Origin of the sequence: Streptomyces sp. NPDC051913 (genome assembly GCF_044593635.1) — a bacterium.
In the GTDB taxonomy this organism is placed as follows: Bacteria; Actinomycetota; Actinomycetes; order Streptomycetales; family Streptomycetaceae; genus Streptomyces.
Genome location: NZ_JBIUCI010000018.1, coordinates 136,272 through 155,230, shown reverse-complemented (window position 1 = coordinate 155,230; position 18,959 = coordinate 136,272). Strand labels below are relative to the sequence as shown.

Below are 18,959 nucleotides of genomic sequence, written 5' to 3'. Positions count from 1 at the left end.
CGGTTCCGAACGGACAATTCCGAACCTGACGGAACATCAGCACATCGCTCTTCACCGGGGAGTTGACGTCGTCGCCGCACGATAGACACCGTCTATCCGGGCCAGGACGATAGCAGGACCGTACAGGGGTCCGAACTGCCGTACCTCGCCGTCCGGTTGGATGATGGTGAGTCTCACACCCAGCTCCTGGCTCAGTAGTTCGGCGACCGTGTCGGTGACGGGCCGGCCGTCCCCGCTCTGCCGCAGCAACCGGTAGCGCGCGGGCAGGGAGAGGTCGACCTCCGCCACGGGAAGGCTGGTCCCGCCGAGTTCGACGAAGACACGCTGTTCCGCGTTGAGCGCCACGCCCGCCTTCGTGAGGTCGGCGGTGGACACTTCCTGGCGGCCACCGAGCCAGTCAGGGGCGGCGAGTTGCGGCGCCCTGTCCGCGGCGTCAGGGGTGGCGAGCCGCTGCTCGACCCAGCGGTGCACCGCGTCCGGTCCGCCCGGCGCCGTGAGCGCGGCCACGAGTTCCGCGTCGCCCTGTGTCAGCTCCGCGAGGTCGGCCCGCAGCGCGTGGACCAGGGCCTCGGTGAACCGATCGCCGTCTCCCGGCACTTCGTGCAGGTGCAAGGGGGCGCCGCCGAGGGTGAGCACGCCCGCCTCGCTCCAGACAGGCGCCGGTGGCGCGGCAGCCCGGCTCTCCTCGCCCGCGGCGGCGACGTGCTCTGTCGCCTTCCCCGGCTCGGTCGGCCCGCCGACGGTGGCAGCCGGCGCGCCGGTCCCCTGGGCCGCAGCCCGCAGTCGCGCCAGGGTCGTCGCCGACAGTCCGGCCGTCAGGCGTGCCGCGTCGGCCTCGTCCGCGCCGTGCCGGCGCAGGAGGTTCGCGAGCCGGTCGCGTGTCTCCGCGTCCTGCGCGGTCGGGGCGGGCGGCGGGGCCGGCCGGTCCTCTCGTTCCGGCCGCGAGGCCGGGGCGGTGCCGGTGGGTGCGGGGGCCGTGGGGATGAGCGCCTCGTAGTGGTCCCGGCCGTTGTAGTGGACGTACACGACGGGGCCGGTGGCGTCCGGGGCGAGGTCCACGACGGTGTGGCCCCCGTCGGCTGAGGGCTGGACGAGGACGAGCCGCACACCCAGCCGATGGGCCAGCAGTGCGGGCGCGTCGTCGTAGAACGGGGTGTGCCACAGCGCCGGGGACGCCAGCGAGCGGGCGACCAGAGCGCCGTAGCCGGTGGTGGTGAACGCGCGGCGGTCCGCCGGGATGTGGGCCCTGGGCTGAGGGGGCAGGGAGGACCGGATCCGCCGCCACACCGCGTCCGCCCGTGCGTCGCCCGCCGGAGCGCGCAGCAGGCTCAGCACCTCGGCGCGCAGGGTGTCGGCCTGGGCCCGCCGGGTCAGGTTTCGGGCCCGGTCCGGCTCCGTCTTCCACGGGTCGGCCGTGGCAGCGGGGACAAGTTCCGCGACGGCTGCCGCCGGGAAACCGGAGAGCAGCTCGCGTTCCTGGTCGTCGGCCGCCAGGGCGCGCAGGTCCGCCCGGCGCCGCTCGTGCGACAACTGCCGGGTGATCCGGTCGCGTTGCTCGTCGGTGAGGCCGGGCGGGTCGTTGCGGCCCAGCAGATCCTGCAACGCGGTGAGGCCCGGGAACAGGTCCGCGACCAGGGTCTCCACGGGGTCCTGGGCGGCATGGAGGGCGCGGAAGGCAGCGGCGTCGGCCGATTCCGCGTACCAGTGGGCGAGGTCGTCTCGCACCTGCGGCAGGGGCGCGGCAGGACCGGGTGTCGACCGGCCGGGGTGTTGAGCCGCGATGCTGTCCAGCACCGCGTGGAAGAGGCAGTCACCGTCGCCGGGTACCGGTCGTACGGTGAAGGACCGGTCGTCGGTGTCGACCCTGCGGGGCGATCCCCCGGGTGGCACCGGCGGCGCCACGGAGGTGGAGTCTCCGCCGGTCGAGGTCGGTGCCGTCGTGTCCCCGTCGGCCACCGGTGGCGTCGCGGCCTTGATCAGTGCCGTCTGCGCCTCCGTCACGGGCGGCCGGCCCAGGGGCCGGGCGGGCTGGTAATGGCGGTCGGCCAGGCTGAGGACGACATGCGGGCGAGGGGCCCCGGCGTCGTCGATCAGGCCCTCGAGTCCACGTCCCGCCTTGGCACTTGCCGGGTCGAAGTGGTCGAAGGTCCCGTCGGCCCTGACCACGGTGATCCGCACGCCGAAGGTCCGCGCGGCCAGCATCGGCAAGAGGTCGGCGGCGGAGTGGTTCCAGCCACGTTCCGACTCGGCGTCACCGCGCCGCAGCAACTGCGCGACCGCGAGTCCCGCGCGGGCCTCCGGGCTCAGGTCGGCGGCGTGCGGGACGACGCCCAGGGCCTCGAACTCGCGCCGGGCCGGCGTGTCCGTGCCGAGGTCCAGGCCCGCCTCGCTCACCTCCCGCGCGGTGAAGGAGTCGGTCTCGTCCGGGGTCACGAAGGCCAGCAGATCCACGTCGGCCGGATCCGTCAGCCGGGCGGCCAGCCTTCGGCGCAGCTGCGGGACGGCGTCGGGGCTCGCGGCGTCGATGCCCGCCGCGGCGAGCAGTTCGGGTGCCGCGCCCGACAGGCCGTGCAGGAGCGCGTGGAAGAAGGCGTCGCCGTCGTGGTCCACCTCGCTCAGCACATAGGTCTGCCGGCCGCTCGGCGTGGTGAGGACGGTGTGCTCCTCGGTGACGGTCCGGGTGTAGCGGGGCCGGTCGGGGGGCGGGGGTGCGGTCGGCTTCGGCGGCGCCTGGTAGGTCGCCACCGGGGGTTCGTCAAGGCCGTCGAGTTGCCGTCTGCCGTCCGCGGTGGTCGCCAGCCGGTGCCAGCGGGTGAGTTGGTCGGTCGCGGCCCGCACTCGGTGGTATTCCGCCGCGGCGGTGTCCGCGGCGGCCCGCAGCCGCTCCAGGTCCTGGCGTCGGGCCTCGAAGGCGTCACGGGCCGCCTGGAGGCGTTCGGTGGCCGCGGCCTCGGCCCGCGCGGGCTGATCGAGCCGTCGGGCCGCCGCGGTCTGCCGGGTGCGGGCGCCGGTGACGCGTCGGTCGGCGCCCGCACGCCGGGCGTCAGCGGTCTGCCGGGCCCGAGCGGCGTCGGCGGCCGGGGTGAGCGGCGTGGTCGGAGCGAGTGCGGCTTGCTCCAGAGCGGCGAGCCGGCCGGCGGCCTCGTCGCGTGCGCGGCGAACGGTCTCGACGGCGCGGTCGGCCGCGGCACGCAGTTCGTCCGCTCGCCGCCGCGCGGCGGCCAGGTCGGCGGTGGCCTGTTCGAGATGGTCGGGGGGCAGTTCGTTGCCGGGCAGTTCGGCCCAGCCGGGCAGCATGTCCAGCGTCTCCCGGGCCGTGGTCACCAGCGCCGCCGCCGTGGCGCGGTCCGCCGTCGCGGTGTCCTGCACCGTCCTCAGGCGAGCCTCGGCCGTGTCGAGCGCGTCCGCCGCCCGGTCGAGGTCGCGCGCGGCCTCGCGGGCCGTCGCCGCGTCCGCCTCGGCCTGTTCCAACGCGGTGTCGGCCGCTTCGGCGGCGTCCAGCAGCGGGTTCACGCGGTTCCGCGCCTCGATCGCCGCGGTCTCGGCCGTACGTACCGCATCGCGCAGGTGGATCGCGGTACGCCGCTTCTTCCAGTAGGCCTGATCGGCGTCGACCCAGCCCTTGCTCGCCTTCCCCACCGCGTCCCAGGACGTGCCGACGGAAGCGGGAAAGTTCTCGTCGGTGATCAGCGACAGCTCGCGGGCGACGTCCTCCCTCACCCAGGCGACGACGTACGCCTCGGACTCCATGGCCTGCGGCCCCGGCCGGACGTGGCCGAAGGTCCCGCGCAGGAGGGTCACCGCCTTGGAGTCCTGGAAGGTGCGGTGGACGTCGCCGACACCGACGAAGGTGGTGGGGATCGCGAACAGGAAGGTGCGCCCGGTCTTCGGCTTGAGGTTCCTGGAGGTCAGGTGGTCGTCCCCGACCGGCATGCCGTCGCCGTCGAGGGCGTTGGGGCCGGGGCCGAAGAGCCCGATCTGGTTGAGGCCGACCCCGCTCGGCGAGTCGTAGAGGAAACCGCCGCCGAGGTTGCCGCCCTGTGTGTGCTCCCCCGCCGATGAGGTGCCCGCGTTCTCGCCGTGCCGCCGCAGCACCTCCAGCTTCTTTCCGTCGGCGACGGTCAGCAGCAGGGCGCGGCTGAAGTCGGGAGTGGAGTGCAGGGACAGTTCGCCGTCGTCGGTGCCGAGGAAGGACTTCTCGGTCAGCCCCGCGATCCGGTAGCCCTCGGGCTCCAGGGTGCGCGGGTAGAACGCGGTGACCGCCATGTGGCTCGTGCCGTCCTCCAGGGCCTGCGCGGAGCCGGTGCCCAGCCGTGTCAGGCCCGTCGTCCGGGTCGTGCGCAGGAGCGCGGTCAGGGTCGCGGCGTCGGGGCCGTCCGGGGACTCCAGTGCGGTGAGGGAGAAGCCCGCGTCGTAGGACCGAGTGAGGAGCAGGTCGTTCGCGGCGCGGATGTTGTCCACCCCGATGACGGCCCTGGGGTGGAAGCCGTTCTCGGGGAAGGTGAACGGCCGTCGGACTCCGTCGCCGTACACGACGGTCACCTCCCGCCGCTGCGGCGGGAGCGGCGTCGGCCGGGGTGCCCTGGCCAGCGCGGGATCGGCACCGGGGTCCGGGGCGGGCAGGGCCCTGCGTGCGGCGGACGCGACGGTGCCGGGCGTGGCCGGGTCCGGCGGCGCCGGCTGCATCAGGCTCAGCGGCACATGCTCGCGCAGGCCCCCGACCGCGTGTTCCTCGACGATCCTTTGCCTGCCCCGGAACCGGTCCAGGGCCGTGGTCGTGCCGTCCTCCACCGTGCGCCCTGAAGCACCGCCCGTGTGCGGGGTGTCGTCCGCTTCCAGGGTGATCCGCATCGTGTACGGGGTGACGATCTCCGCGTGCGGTTCGGTGGACGCCGCCCGGTAGATCGTGACGGTGGTGGTCGTGTGGCTCGACGACACCGTCCGCTTGGCGGAGCCGCCCTCGGTGTACGTGGGTCCGGCGCCCGCGACGGACGCGTTGCCGGTCTGCACCAGCTGGCTGGTCTGGAGCGCGAGGTCCGCCCCGGAGGACGCCTCCGAGTTCTTCTGGACGGCCTCGATGGCCCGCCGGTTCTCCTCCATCTCCACGCTGTGGTCGAGCCCGTGGAACTCGGGCGTCCCCGCGACGAGTTCGACCCGCACCCGTACCCAGCGGGTGCCGATCCGTACGCTGCCCCATCCGGAGCCCTTGACCGTGACCATCGCCGACGGACCGGTGGTCGCCATCTCCCCCTTCAGGGCCCGGGTGGCGCGGGCCGACACCAGTTGCCGGATCTTCTCGCGGCTCGGCTCGTCCAGGCCGAGACCGTCGATCCGCCGCTCGAAGGCGAGCAGAGCGTCGGTCGGGTCCAGGGAGTTCACCGCGTACGTTCCGAACGGGGCCCCGAGCAGCCACGGTTGGGGCGACCAGAGGTGCTGGGTGTAACGGGGGACGTCGCCGAGTCCGTCGTCGATCAGGCCCATCCGGTAGGCACTCTTCTCCGGCAGATGCGCGAGCAGACCGGCGGGGGTCGTCACCTCCGTGCCCGCGGCCCCCGCCAGGGCCGACGGAACGAGCGAACTGCCCGCGGCGGCCCGCCCGAACCGACCCGTGCCGAGGCGGCTGGTCGTGAGCGCGAACCAGTGCTGCACATCGCCGGCCACCAGCACCTGGTGGGTGAACCCCTTGCGGTTCATGTCCGCGACGACCGTCCGTACGACGTTGCTGCCGTGGGTGCGGGACCGCGAGACGGGGTTGGCGACGAGCCCGTAGACGCTCAGCAGCCCGTGCCCGGGGTCGCGGGCGGCGTTGTAGCCCAGTTGGCCGCCGAAGACGAACGTGGTGGTGTTGCTGACCTTGCCGGATGCCTGGCGGGTGCCGCCGAGGATCATCTCGGTGTCCATGGCCATCGAGCCGGTGAGCAGGGTCAGCCCCGACACCGTGGTCGCGTACCGGAAGGTCCCCCACAGTTCGGCGGCGGGCCCCTTGCCGAGCAGACCGCTGCCCGCCAGGCCCAGCGGGCCGGAACTCTGGTCGAAGTTCGCGGTCAGGTACTGGGGAGTGAAGACGCGGGTGATCGCCTCCCGGGTGGGGGCACCCTCCTTGACCAGCTGCCAGGCGCTGCCCGACGCGCTTCGCAGGACCCGGTTCGCCGCCGCCACCAACTGGGGGGACAGGACCACGTTCACGATCACGAACGGGTGCCGGCGCAGCTCCCGGAACTGGTCGGTGCCGCGCCCGGAGAGCCGTGCCGTGCCCGGGCCGCTGCCGTCGGGCAGTGTGAGGTCGCCCTTCGCCAGGGCGAGGGCGCGCTCCGAACTCATCGTCACGGGTGCGGGCTCGTCGGTGAGATACGGGTTGAGCGCCCCGTCCGCGTGCGGATCTGCCTCGGGGGTGTGCTGAACAGGGACGCTGATCAGCACCTGACCCGTCACCGGGCCACCGCCCCGCAGCAGTCCCTGTGCCGTCCGGCCGAACACGATGTCGGTGGGTTCGTCCAGGACCAGCAGTCCCGGCAGCCCGAGGCCGAGGCCGCGGATCAGGCCGCGAGGGCGCCAGTACCCGCCCAGGGTCGCGGTGAGTTCGAGGTCGTAGCGGTACAGGTGGGTGGGCTGGTTGCTCACCGACATCGGCTCGTTGGTGACGGTCGAGCCGAAGCCGGTCTCCGCCTCCCGCTGCCAGCCCTTGCGCGCGCCGAGCGTCAGTCCGAGCGTGTTCTGCGGCAGCCCGGCGTCGTCGACGTTGTTGTCGCGCCCCGACAGCGTGCCCTCGAATCCCAGGTCGGCGCCCCGCCTGGCGCTGGTCTGGCCGTCCATCCGCTCCACGCCCTGGGCGCTGAACCGCATGCCCTCGTTGAGGTCCTTGCCCTCGTAGCGGCGTCCGGTCAGCGTGCCGTGAACCCGGACGGTGTAGTAGGTCTGTCCGACGGAGCCGGGGTCGGTGAGCCGGATGCTCAGTCCCACCGTGGTCAGCGCCTCCAGTCCGGCGGTGACGCTCTGCTGGGACAGCACACCGAGGATCTGCAGGGTGTTCTGGAGGGCCGCGTGGTACTTCGCGGGGTCCGACCACTGTGGCGGCACGGGCAGGCTCTTGGCCGCGTCGAGGACCCTGCCGGGGTCGCGCCGCATCATGTCGTGGAATCGGGCGCGCCAGCCCTTCGGCAGGTTGAGCTGGTCGAGGGGGACGACCAGGCCCCGGCGCCGAGCGGCGACGGCGTTCACCACGCTGTCCGCGAAGGCGTCCAGCAGGGTGCGGCCCACGCCGTCCGCCGCGTCCGGCAGCACCCGGGAACGGCTGCCGTCGTCGAAGGCGAACTCCTTCACCCGGTGCATGCCCAGGGTCCGCGGCCGGTCGAGCGTCAGATAGGCCGGGGCGAACGGCACGGCGCCGTGCCGCAGGACGAGCGAGGTGCCGTCGTCCCAGCCGGCCAGCCGCCGCGCCTCGGAGCTGGTCATCCGGTCCAGGCTCCAGGTCAGGAACTGGGCGGGCGGCCCGCTGTCGCCGGCCCGACGGACCCGGACCGACTTCACGACCACGTACAGGGCGGTCCTGGGGCCCTTGACCTGTCCCGCGGACTTCAGCGACCCCGCGCCGCCGAGGCCGCCCTGACGGTTACGGGCGAAGGAGTACTGGGCGTTCGGCCCGAACTGGAGCCGCAGGTCGAACGGCGCCAGGCCCGGCTCGAAGAAGTTGAAGGCGGGTCCGGCCGCGGCCTGGAGCAGCACGCTTCTGCCCTGGGCCCGGCTGCGCTCGCTGCGGACCGTGGAGGTGTTGATGTCCCGCATCTCGGCCTTGTCGGTCTCCCCGAAGAGCACGGCGGTACGGGGAACGACCTCCTCGACGACGAAGACGCCCAACGGCGACTTGTTCTTGTCGTCGGCGAAGAGCGGCGGGGTGGTGATGCGGCCGCGCGCCATCGTGGCGCTGTGCCGCTGGAAGCTGTCGCCCGAGAAGAAGGTGTCCAGTTCGTCGTAGGCCGTGCTGCCCGGCAGCGCGCCGATGAGCTGGGCGGCCCAGTCCCGGATGACCGCCACCGGCCCGTAGCCCTCCACCCGGACGAAGCGGTACTGGGAGTCGCGGCCGAGGTCGATGGATCTCGGGATACGGCCGGGCCTCGCCACCTTGGTCACGCTGTCGGGGAGCCGTACCTGGAGGCCGTTGCGGACACCGAACCCGAAGCGGACCGGCACCACTTGGGCGATCTCGACGCCGTCGTCGTCGGTGTCCGTGTCGGTCTCGGTGTCGCTGTCCGTGACGACCTGCCCGGTGGCGTCCGTGACCCACATCTCGTAGTGGAGGTCGTCCAGGTAGGTCCGGGAGTCGTCGAGTGTGCGCGTCTCCATCTGGTTCTGGCGCTGGTCCGTCAGCGTGTAGCCGACCTTGTCGATGAAGCCGAACCGGAAGGCGAGGCGGCCGTAGCCCCCGAAAGCCGCCGCGCCGACGGGTCCGAGCGGCCCGCCCAGGCCGTACTGGGAGTTGGCCTGCATGTTCTTGGTGAAACCGAAGACCGCCGCGGCCCGGTGCATGCTGTCGATCTTCGAAGCGTGACCGATGCCGTCGTCGTACGGTGTCCATTTCCCGTGATGCCGCGCCCTGATGTGCAGCACCCGCAGCCTGCCGTCCTCGTTGCCATACGGGAGCGGACGGCCGCGGTCGGTGAGGGACTTCGGCTTCTCCGCGAGCAACCGCGCGATGTCGGCGGAGAGTTGATCCTGATGGCGAGGCCGCGCGCCGGGCCGGCGCCCCAGCTCGTGCCGGATCCTGTCCACCACCTGGGCGATCCCGCGCAGGGCGACCGTGCTCTGGCCGAAGGTGCTGGGGTTGTCCAGGAGTTGCCGTCGCTCGTCGTCGGTGAGGTCGCCCGGCAGGAGTGCTTCGAGGTCATCGACGTACGCGGGCATGGTGCGGTCCGCATCAAGCGGTGCGGGGGTGCGCCGCTGGGCGGACGGGGCCGGCAGGGCGGGATCGAGCACCGGGGCGTCACGCCTGACCTGCGCGGGCAGATCCAGCGGCAGGTGGACGGCCCGGGAACCCTCTCCCTCGGGCGTCAGGAACACGCCCTTCGCGCGGTCCGCGACCAGACTGTACGGGGCCGTGTCGGGGTCGAGTTCGTCCAGGACGTCACGCAAGGCGTCGATGTTCTCCACGCGGCCGAGCCAGCCGCTGTCGCCCCGCAGATACGCCCCCGACGGCAGATGGACGAAGTCGTCGCCGAAGCCGACCCAGCCCTCCGCGGTCAGCTCCACCCCGTCGGGCAGCCTCACCCGGCCCGTGTCACTGACCTCGTACCCAAGGGGCTCGGCGGCCGACGATCCGGACCGGACCGACGCCGAGTCGTGAGGGTCGGACGGTTCGCGCAGGGTGACGGGAAACCATGTCTCCTGCGGTGTGTTCTTGCCCTTGCCCTCGGGCACCGGCACGGCCCCCACGGGCACGACGGCCGGGGCGGTCTCCCCTTCCGGGGCGCGCCGGGGTGCCATCAGGGTCACGGAACGTCCGACCGGCCAGCGTGACGCCAGCGGGTCTGCTCCGTTGTCCCGGGATCCACCGCGCAGCCCGCCCCGCCGCCGGCCGCCCGAGCCCGCGTTCGGGTCGAAGGCCATCGAGGGCAGGAGCAGCGGCGCCTCGGTGGCGGGGGCGCGGGGCGCGGGCGCGGTCCTGGTGTTGCCGGCGGGCGCACTTGGATCGAACGCGGTCCGCGGCAACAGGAGCGGTGGCGCGGCGGACGGGGAGTCCGAGTCGTCGTCGGAGTCCGAGCCCTGGTCCGAGCCGGAATCGGAGCTGGAGTCGGATTCGGGGTCGGAGTCGTCATCCGAGTCGCCCTCCGCGTCGTCATCGGATTCCGCCGCGGCCCCGTCCGTCTCCGACTGCGCCGCATCGTCATCGTCGGCGAGTTCGGGTAGGTGCTCACGCACGACGTCCATGTCCAGCGGGCTCCCGTCGGCCGGCAGGCTGCCCACGGACTCGACCGTCGCCAGGACGTGTTCGTCGAACAGGTCGTCCTCGGGGCCGAGTTCATAGACCCGGGAGACGTACTCGGAGATCGCGTCGGGCCCGGACAGCTCAGGGAAGAGCGTGCCCGCCGTGTCGCGCAGACGCTGGAACGCCCCCAGCCATCTGGCCTGGCCCGCCTGGTCGTTGCCGGGGATCTCGTCGCCGAACATGGCCCTGGCGGTCCGTACCGTGTCGACCACCCGGCGACGGAGTTCTCCCGGCGAGTCGCCGGTCAGGCCCATCTCCTGGGCCAGGCCGTCGACGAGCCGGGTGTCGCGCGGGCCGCCGAACTGGTTGAAGCCGTCCCAGCGCGCCCACCGCAGGTGCTGGTCGAACAGCTCCATGCCGTCCTTGAGTTGGGCGGCGATCTCCGGCACCGAGAACCCGCCGAGGAACAGCGAGTGGGAGTTCATCAGTACGGCGGGCCGGAAGCCCTGCTCCAGCAGGAACTTCTGCATCAGCGTGTGGACGTTGACCCGGCTGTTGGCGTCCGTGAAGGGCTGGAGGATCTGCAGGGCACGGGTCACTCGCGCGATCGCCCGCAGCTTGTCGTCCGGGCTGACCGCGACGGCCACCTCGTCGTAGTACCGGTCCAGCAGCTCCTGTACGGCGTTGCGGGCGTCCTCGACGGTGTAGTTGCTGGAGACCCGGCCACCCAGCCAGAAGACCATCATCGGTCGCGGGCCACCCGGCTGCTGCGCGTTGAAGTCGACCAGCAGGGGCCGTCCGAGAACCGTTTCCTCACCCACGTCCGCCGCCAGGCGTTCCACTCCCGTACCCCGATGGGTGACCATCGAGGAGCCCGACCATGTGGTGGACCTGTTCTGACCGCCGTCGGTCAGATGACGGGTCGCGAGGTCGTGCATCTCCTCGTAGGCGGCGACGTCGACGCGGGTCCAGTCCCGGTCGCCGCTGCCACCGTCGAGGACCTCGGCGTACAGCTCGGTCATGCCCTTGCGGTAGCCCGGGTACTTGATGCGGTCCAGGTGGCCGCCGATGTCCTCGGGTCTGGGCGCGAAGACCTCGTCGTGCACGTTCGGGTCGATGAACAGGCGCCACCAGGAGCCCTGGAGCAGCAGGTCCGACAGGCGCGGTACGGCGGAGCGGGGTGGCCGGCCCGAGGTGCCGCCCTGATAGAACTCCCGGACCCGTTCGTTCGGGAACCGGCCGCCGACCGCGACATGGTCGCGCAGGTCCTGCTCGCTGAGCGGTTCCAGCCGGTTGTACCGGTCCCAGGAGTCGTCGTATCCGAAGTCCAGGTCGTGACGCTCCGGATGGTCTTCCTCGGTGGCCCACAGTTCGGCGGCCGTCAGCACTTCGTGCAGCGAGTGGTGCCGGTTGCCCAGCAGGGTGCCGATGAGCGCGAGGCGCATCAGCCCGAGGTCGAGGCCCGCGTCCCACTGTGTGTTGGCCGCCTCGACCGCGTTGAGCCAGAAGTAGGCGGTACCGGACAGGCCGGTCATGAGCAGGGCGCCGGTGCTCTGGGCGGCGTAGTGCGGGGAGTCCTCGACGGTCAACGGGCGCTCGTCCGTGGGCAGCGGGGCGGGCGGCCGGTGGGAGATGCCGGAGCGCTCGGCGCCGGTCGTCCATGCGCTGCCGCCCTCGGAGAAGTCCCGCTCGGCTTGGCTGAGGGGCGGGCGCAGGCTGTTCGGGTCGCGCTGCGGCGCAGGGCCGTCCGAGGGGGTGCCACGCCAGCGCCGATCGGCCTCGATCAGGGGCGGATAGGTCTTCCGCGTCTTCTGGAGGTTGTCGAAGACGTGGTAGCGCAGGGCGTTCCACAACAGCACCGTCCGCTCACGGAAGTTGCCGTTCTGCACGACCTGTTCGAGCGCGTCGAGGGACCGACCGACCGAGCCGGGCACGGAGTTGTCGAGGGAACCGAGCATGGGCCGCAGCAGCGGCGGCGTCTTCTCCCACAGCAGGGCGACGAACCGCTTGACCTCCGCCGTGACGTCCGGGTGCTCGGACAGGAAGTCCGCGAGCCTGCGCTCGTACTCCTCCGCCTCGCTCTGGTACCGCAGCCGCTCCAGGTCTTCGGGGCGGGCCAGGCCGTCATCGTCCGGGTCGTCCGGGTCGTCGTCGGGGTCGTCGTCGGGGTCGTCAGAGTCGTCCGCGTCGTCATCGGAGTCCTCCTCGGACTCGGATGCGGAGTCCTCCGCCGCCGTGGCGACCGGTGTGGGGCGCGCCAGAGGCGCCGCGATCGGGCTGTCGTCCTCGGAGTCCGACTGCTCGTCCGAGTCGGATTCGGGCTCGGATCCGGACTCGGGCTCGGGCTCGGATTCGGGCTCCGACTCGGAAGAGGTCTCGTCCTCGGAGTCGGCATCGGGGTCATGAGCAGGGGCCGGTGCGGACGCCGTGGGCGGACGGCGCGGTGGTGCGGCGATCGGTTCGGTGTCCGAGTCGTCGTCGAGGTCCGACTCGTCCTCGGATGCGGCCGAGTCGGAGGATTCGTCGTCGGAGTCCGAGGACTCGCCGTCCGACGCGAACGGTTGCGGGCCCGAACCGGAGCCGCTCTCCCCCGCCGTGGGCACCGCCGTCGGCGGGGCGGGTACGCCGCCGTCGGCGCCGCCGCGCAGCCGGGCGGGCAGGTCGAGCCCGTGGCGCAGCCGGTCGGCCAGGGTGGTCGCCGCTTCCCGGCCGCCGCCCGTCACCAGCACGTCGGCCACCTGCCGTACGGCGCTCTGATACGACTCCAGGGCGTGCCGCGAGTCGGCGAGGACCGGATGCAGCTCCAGCGGGAGCACGAGGGAGACGGCCGTGCTCCAGGCCTGCCCGGCGTTGTCCCCGGCCTCGTCCGGCAGGGAGTCGGCGAAGTCGACGTAGGCCTCCTGCCAGATGCGGCGGGTGGCGTTGGCCGCCGTCGTGTCGAGCTCCGGGAACCAGGGCCCGGGCTGCACCATCAGCGACTTGACCCGGTCGAGGACGGCGGGGTCGGACGGATCGGTCACGTCGCCCGGCTCGGCGGGCAGGTCGGCCGGCGTGATGCGGTCGGCGATCCACTGACGCTGTCCCTCGTCGCGTCGGACGACCGGCACCTGCCCGCTGTGCGCGTCCGGGGCGTAGGGGTCGATCCCCAACTCCCGCAGGCGCTCCTCGGTCTGCGTGAGGTGGGACTCGGCCTGCCGCACGTCCTCGGTGGCACGCGTGAGCGCGTCGGCGTCGCGGCTCGACCCGACGCCCGTCTCCACGCGCTGCCGGATGGTGTCGGCTCTGCCCTCGGCCTCGGCGACGGCGCGTCTGGCCTCGGCGTGCTCGTCCCGCGCCTCGGTGACCACTTCCGGGGCGGGCTGGCGCGCGACGCCGCCCGTACCGGTGCCCGGCGTGTGGGACGGGCCCGTGGCCGTCGACACGGGGCTCGCGGGCGTGACGGTCTGCGGGTCGGAGGACGAGGTGTCCGACCACACGGACTCGGAGTCGTCCGAGCCGGTGGGCGTGGCGGCGGTGTCCGTACCGGTCGGGCCCGGAAGGGCGACGGACGACTTGGGCAGCGTGAGACCGGAGGCGTCGGTGAAGTCGCCGGTCGCCGAGGAGGTGGTCGACAGCGGCGAGGCAGGGTTGAGCACGGACTCGATGTCCGACGACGCCGGGGACTGCGGGAGCGAGTGGTCGATGGGCGTGGCAGCGAGACCGGACGGCGACGGCGTGGGAGTGAACGTCGAGTTCGGCGTCGTACGACTCGACGTGGCGGACGTGGTCGCCGACGGCAGGGGTCCCGGGAGCACCGGAGACGCGGACGGCACCACACTCACAGGGACCGAACCGCCGTAACCGCCACCGGAGTTCACGGACCCGGACCCCGACCTGGACCCGGACGATCCGCCCGCTCCCCCACCGGACCCGGACAGGTCGTTGATCTCGGTGAAGGTGTTCCTGTTGTCGAAGTACTTGTTGTACGCCCACAGCCCCGCGCCGCCGAGGGCGACGGACGCGCCGAGTTCGAAGACGGCGCTGGAGCCGCTGCCGACGAACGTCTCCCACTTGAAGTCCCAGTTGCCCTCGAAGGCGCCGGTGACGACGTACTCGCCGAGTCCCTCGGCGGCGCCGGCGATGACGAAGGCACCGACGACCTCGGGCGGACCGTTCCTGAGGAGCTTGTAGGGCAGGTCGTTCGGGTTGAACCTGAACTTGTCGAGGACGTCGGCGTTGAGGTCCTTGAAGATCGACTTGAAGGGTTTCGCGACCCATTCGAAGACGCTGCCGAAGAGACCGACGACCGCGCCGAACGCGGCGGCCTTGCCGACGTCGCCCCAGTCGATGCCGTCGGGTTTGCGCCGACCGCTGTTGAGGGCGATCTGGGCCAGCCGGACCGCGAGGGTCTGCAGGGCCTCGGTGACCGCCTCGGTGAGGGTCGGCAGGATGTGGGTCATCGTCAGCAGCCGGTCGATGATCATCAGGACCGCGAACCGGCTCCGGGCCCGGGCCAGGAAGATCTGCGACACGGAGGCGCCACCCGTGAACGCCATCAGGGCCGTGAGGATCGCCAGTTCGGCGATCAGCATGATGATCTCGGCGATGATCTCCCACTTGGCGCCCTGGACGTTCTGGGAGAGGTCGATCTGCCGGTTCTCGAGGTCGGTGATCTGGTCGAGGACCCGCTGGACGGGGTCGTTGCCGCGACCCTCGCCGATCAGCATGGTGAGGCCCTGGACGTACTGTTCCGCGACCGCGGGCGGCAGGGAGTCACGGGACTTCTGGATGGTCTCGCGGGCCGTGTCCCTGAGCTTGGTGAGGTTCTTGCCGTAGTAGCTGTAGAGCTCGCGGCTGGCGTAGAGCAGATTCTCCCTGGCCTGCAACGGCATCTCACCGATGAGGACGAACAGCATCTTCCGGACGTCCGGTGGGAAGTTGATCTCCTCCATTCAGTGCTTCCCGGACCCGGAGCCGTCCTCGAAGGAGTCCAGCCGGTTGTTCTGCAGGTTGATCCCCTCCAGCGCGTCCTGCTGGGTGCCCTCGATGTTGCGCAGGTTGCCGAGCGTGGCGGATCCCAGGTACGCGAAGGCGTTGCCGTACTCCCGGAACACGGACAGCAGGGTCTCGTTGGCCTCGGTGTAGGCCGGGAAGTTCTGCTGGTAGAACTCGTCGTCGTAGCCGTACGCCCCCTGGTACTCGGCCTGTTGGGCGACGAAGTCGTCCCCGGCCTTCTTGGCCAGGTCCGGCAGGACCCCGATCAGTTCGACGCCCTGCCGCAGACCGGCGGGGTTCGCCTCGTACCTGTCCGAGCTCATGGCTGCCGTCCTTGTCCTCGGGGCTGGTGGTCGTCGGGGTCCTCGTGGATCTCGTCGCGCAGCCGGTCCTTGGCCGACCGGCCGCGGCCGGTCCCCGTGCCGTCCTCCAGCGCGGAGCCGAAGAGGCGGTCCCAGTCGATGTCGATGCCGCCGATTCCCGTGGCGCCGCCGCCTTCCCGCTGGGTGAGCGGGGCGAAGGTCTCCATCACGCGGTGGGCCATCTGCGCGCGGGCTTCCTGCACGGCCTCCAGGATCGAGGCGGCCAGCTGGGGTCCGGGCAGGTTGCGGAACCGGCCGTCGAGGAACTTCAGCCCGGTCAGCTCTCCCTGCGCGCCGACCGTGGCCTCCACCGTGCGGTCGCGGGAGCGCGCGGTGGCCGAGGCCTGGTTCAGTTCGCCCTCGGCGCGTGCCACGGCTTCCTGTACGGCCTCCAACTCGGCCATGGCCTGGGCCAGTTTCTGCTTCATCGACTCGCTCATCGGCCGATCACGGCGGGTGCGCCTCCTTCGTCCGCGCCCCAGACGTCCTCGTCCTCGGGCTCCCACGCCTCCCGGGCGCGGTTTCCGCTCTGTGTCTCCGGCCGCCCCGGCGCTCCCTGGCCGCCGGCCGGCGGGACGAAGGGGGTCGCGCCGGCCGTGGGGCCGCTCGCCGCCACCCGCACCTCGTCGTCCGCGTAACCGCCGTTGCCGCGGGCCGCGCCCGAGCCGGTGCGGGTGCGGCGGTTGCTGATGACGTCGCTGTCGATGACGTTGCGGACCCGTTCGCCGTCGTTGTTGCCCGCGCCGCCGCCCGCGCCCATGCCTCCCATGCCGCCCATCGGCATGCCTCCCATGGGAGTTCCGCTGCCGGTGGACGATCCCGTGCCGGCCGCGCCGTCCTGCCCGCCACTGGTCGTGGCGAGGCCCGGGAACGCACCGGTGTTCAGCTGCTGGCGGTTGCTCGACGCCGTCTGGACGGTGTCCGACGAGCCGTAGTCCAGGGGGGATCGGTAGGGGGTGTCGTCGTACAGCTCCTCCTCGTAGGAGGGGTGGTCGTACGACGGCTGGGGGCCCGCGGACGAGCCGTACGTCGGCAGGTCGCCGCCGTTGAGATAGCCGGAGGACGTCGTGCCGTCGGGGAATGTGACGGTGGTGGCGCCGGTGTCCGGGTCGACGGTCTGGACGGTGCCGTCCGCGTACTCCGTGACCACGTGCCCGCCGGCGTCGAGGTGGGTGACGCTGCCGTCCGGATTGGTCAGCAGATCACCGGTGTTGAGGGGGCCGGAGAGGGTGGTGCCGTCGGCGCGGGTGACGGTGGAGCTGTGGGTGAGCGGGTCGATGGTGGTGGAGCTGCCGTCGGGGTACTCGGTGACCACGCGCCCGGAGGAGTCGATGTGGGTCTCGCCGCCGCCGGGAAGGTCCAGAGTGGCGTCGTTGACCGGGCCGCTGATCGTGGTGGGCGACAGCTGTGACGGGTCGCCGTTGTTGAGGATCTCCTGGCGCGCGTCGTCGTACTGGGCGAGCGCCTCCTGCTCCCGCTTGGCCGCTTCCTGCTCCAACTGCCGCTGTTCGGCCTCGGCCTGGGCCTGCTTCTTCTCCTGCTCGGCCTGGAGCTGCTCCTGCTTGGCCTCCTGCTCGGCCTGCTTCTCCTCGGCCTTCTTCTCCGCCTCGGCCTGCTTGGCCTCCTGCTCCTTCTCCTTCTGCTCCGCCTTGGCCTCGGCCTCCTTCTCCTTGGCCTCCTGCTCGGCCTCCGCCTCCGCCTGCTTGGCCTCGGCCCTCTTCTCCGCCTCGGCCTGCTTGGCTTCCTGCTCCGCCTGCTTGGCCTCGGCTTCCTTCTCCTTCTGTTCGGCCTTCGCCTCGGCTTCGGCTTCCTTCTGCTCCTGTTCCTTGCGCTGGCGCTCCTGTTCGGCCTTGGACTGGTTCATCTGGGCGATCTGGAGCTGTTCCTGACGCGCCTGCGCCTCGGCGGCTTTGGCTTCGGCCTCCTTCTCCTTCTGTTCCTGTTTGGCTTCCGCCTCGGCCTGCTTGGCCTCCTGCTCCTTCTCCTTCTGCTCCGCCTTGGCCTCGGCCTCCTTCTCCTTGGCCTCCTGCTCGGCCTTGGCGGCGGCCTCCTTCTCCTCGGCCTTTCTCTCCGCCTCGGCCTGCTTGGCCTCCTGCTCCTTCTCCTTCTGCTCCGCCTTGGCCTCGGCCTCCTTCTCCTTGGCCTCCTGCTCGGCCTTGGCGGCGGCCTCCTTGGCCTCCTGTTCGGCCTTCTCCTTGGCGGCCTTCTCCTCCGCCGCCTTCTCCTTGGCCTCCTGCTCGGCCTTGGCCTTCGCGGCCTCCGCCTCGGCCTTGGCCGCCTGGTCCTTCATCCACTGCATGTAGGCGGCCTGCTGAGCGGCGGCTTCCGCCGCCTTCTTCTCCGCCTCCTCCTCCGTGACCTCGGCCTCGTCCTTGGAAAGACCCTCCTCCAGGGAGCTGCCGCCACGGGACTTGATGTCGCCGAGGTCGAAAGTGGACTTGCTCCAGGCGTCCTTGACGTCCTTCAGGGCGGCGACGGCGGCCTTGTCGAGCTGGTCGACGACGGACTTCTGCCAGTCGAGGAGCGCCTGGTTGCCGATCTTCGCCCAGGTGGCGAGGTCCTTCAGGTCACCGAACTCGCGGGCGGGGGTGTTCGCGTCGCCGGGGTCCTTGGCGTTGTTGTCGAACCCCGCCTCCGCGACGTAGTTGACCGTCGAGGGGGCCTCCGAGTAGCTGGGGACGATCTCGTAGGTGATCTTCGTGATGTTGTGGTCCCACACGTACTTCGTGATGCGGGACAGCAGGGCGTGCAGCCAGCTCAGCGGGTTGCCGTCCTTGTACTCCCAGGTGGCCCAGCTGGTGTGCAGGTCCCAGGCGGCTGAGCGCAGCGCCTTCTTGGCGTCGCGGATCTCGTTGCCCTGCTTGGAGAAGTAGCTGCCGTTGGGACTCATGTCGTCGGCGTAGTCGCTGTACTGCTTGTTGAGCTTCTTGACGAGGTCCCAGAAGACACCGGCGGCCGTGCCGCGCCAGGCGTCGTTCTTCTCCAGGCCGACCCGGGTCTGCCACTCCTCGATCTTCTTCTGCTGGTCGACGAAGAACTTGGCGGCCCGGTCGAACGCCCCGGCCACCACGTCGAAGTTGTTCAGGGTGACGGACGCCGCCTCGTCGACGGACACCTCGTTCCACGAGAAGCCGTGGGTGCCCTCGGGCTTGTTGAGCAGCGCTTCGAGGGCGAGCCCGGTGCCGTAGCTGTACTGGGCCAGCGGCCGGGTGTCCCAGGTGGGCTTGCCCATGCCCAGGTGGTTGTCGTACTGGCTGCTGAAGGTGCCGCCTTCGACATAGCCGCCGGACGGCGGGTCGTCCCCGCTCTTCTGGCCGAGGAGGGTGATGCGCGCCTTGTGCATCGTCACGTCCGACCCGGCTCCGCCGTTCCCGCTCGTGCGGTAGAAGGGGATGACGAAGTCGGTGTTCTGGATCCGGTAACCGGCGTTCTCGTAGAGCCAGTTGAGATCCTCGGTGTCGACGTAGTCCACTTGGGAGACGTCGGATATCTCGACCTTCATCAGGGGGATGCCCTCGTTGCCGACCAGGGTGTCGAAGAGGGTGTCCCGCGCCGGTGCGACGTATCCGGTGAACAGCTTGATGGCTTCGTGCCAGTGGTCGTTCGTCGCACTGAGATCACCAGTGATCTTGCTGGGGTCGAGAGCCATGACGAAGGGCCTTTTCCATCAGGTGGGCCGGTGGTCGGACCGGCGGCGGGGCGGG

Annotated in this window: 4 protein-coding genes; all 4 read right to left on the bottom strand. The window is 71.5% G+C overall.

What is annotated here, in order from left to right; all coding sequences use genetic code 11:
* Window positions 1–51: 51 nt before the first annotated feature.
* The 4 genes from ACIHIX_RS38800 to ACIHIX_RS38785 are packed head-to-tail and all read right to left on the bottom strand — an operon-like array spanning window position 52 to window position 18,904.
* On the bottom strand, window positions 52–14,850 hold the full coding sequence (locus ACIHIX_RS38800) for a hypothetical protein (protein WP_399964830.1): 14,799 nt from the start codon (window positions 14,848–14,850) through the stop codon (window positions 52–54).
* Window positions 14,851–15,216, bottom strand: a complete 366-nt coding sequence (locus ACIHIX_RS38795) for a hypothetical protein (RefSeq protein ID WP_399964828.1) — start codon at window positions 15,214–15,216, stop codon at window positions 14,851–14,853. It abuts the gene before it with no gap.
* Window positions 15,213–15,695: a YbaB/EbfC family nucleoid-associated protein gene (locus ACIHIX_RS38790; protein ID WP_399964826.1), complete on the bottom strand. Its 483-nt coding sequence runs from the start codon at window positions 15,693–15,695 to the stop codon at window positions 15,213–15,215. Before ACIHIX_RS38790 ends, ACIHIX_RS38795 begins: the two co-directional genes overlap by 4 nt.
* The gene (locus tag ACIHIX_RS38785; protein WP_399964824.1) at window positions 15,692–18,904 is read right to left on the bottom strand and encodes an AAWKG family protein; all 3,213 of its coding nucleotides are present in this window, start codon (window positions 18,902–18,904) and stop codon (window positions 15,692–15,694) included. The genes ACIHIX_RS38790 and ACIHIX_RS38785 overlap by 4 nt, the downstream gene beginning before the upstream one ends.
* Window positions 18,905–18,959 lie beyond the last annotated feature (55 nt).

Bases quoted from the DNA above. Each gene is read 5' to 3' on its own strand.
- ACIHIX_RS38795 (WP_399964828.1), bottom strand. From the start codon at position 15,216: ATGAGCTCGGACAGGTACGAGGCGAACCCCGCCGGTCTGCGGCAGGGC.
- ACIHIX_RS38785 (WP_399964824.1), bottom strand. From the start codon at position 18,904: ATGGCTCTCGACCCCAGCAAGATCACTGGTGATCTCAGTGCGACGAAC.
- ACIHIX_RS38790 (WP_399964826.1), bottom strand. From the start codon at position 15,695: ATGAGCGAGTCGATGAAGCAGAAACTGGCCCAGGCCATGGCCGAGTTG.
- ACIHIX_RS38800 (WP_399964830.1), bottom strand. From the start codon at position 14,850: ATGGAGGAGATCAACTTCCCACCGGACGTCCGGAAGATGCTGTTCGTC.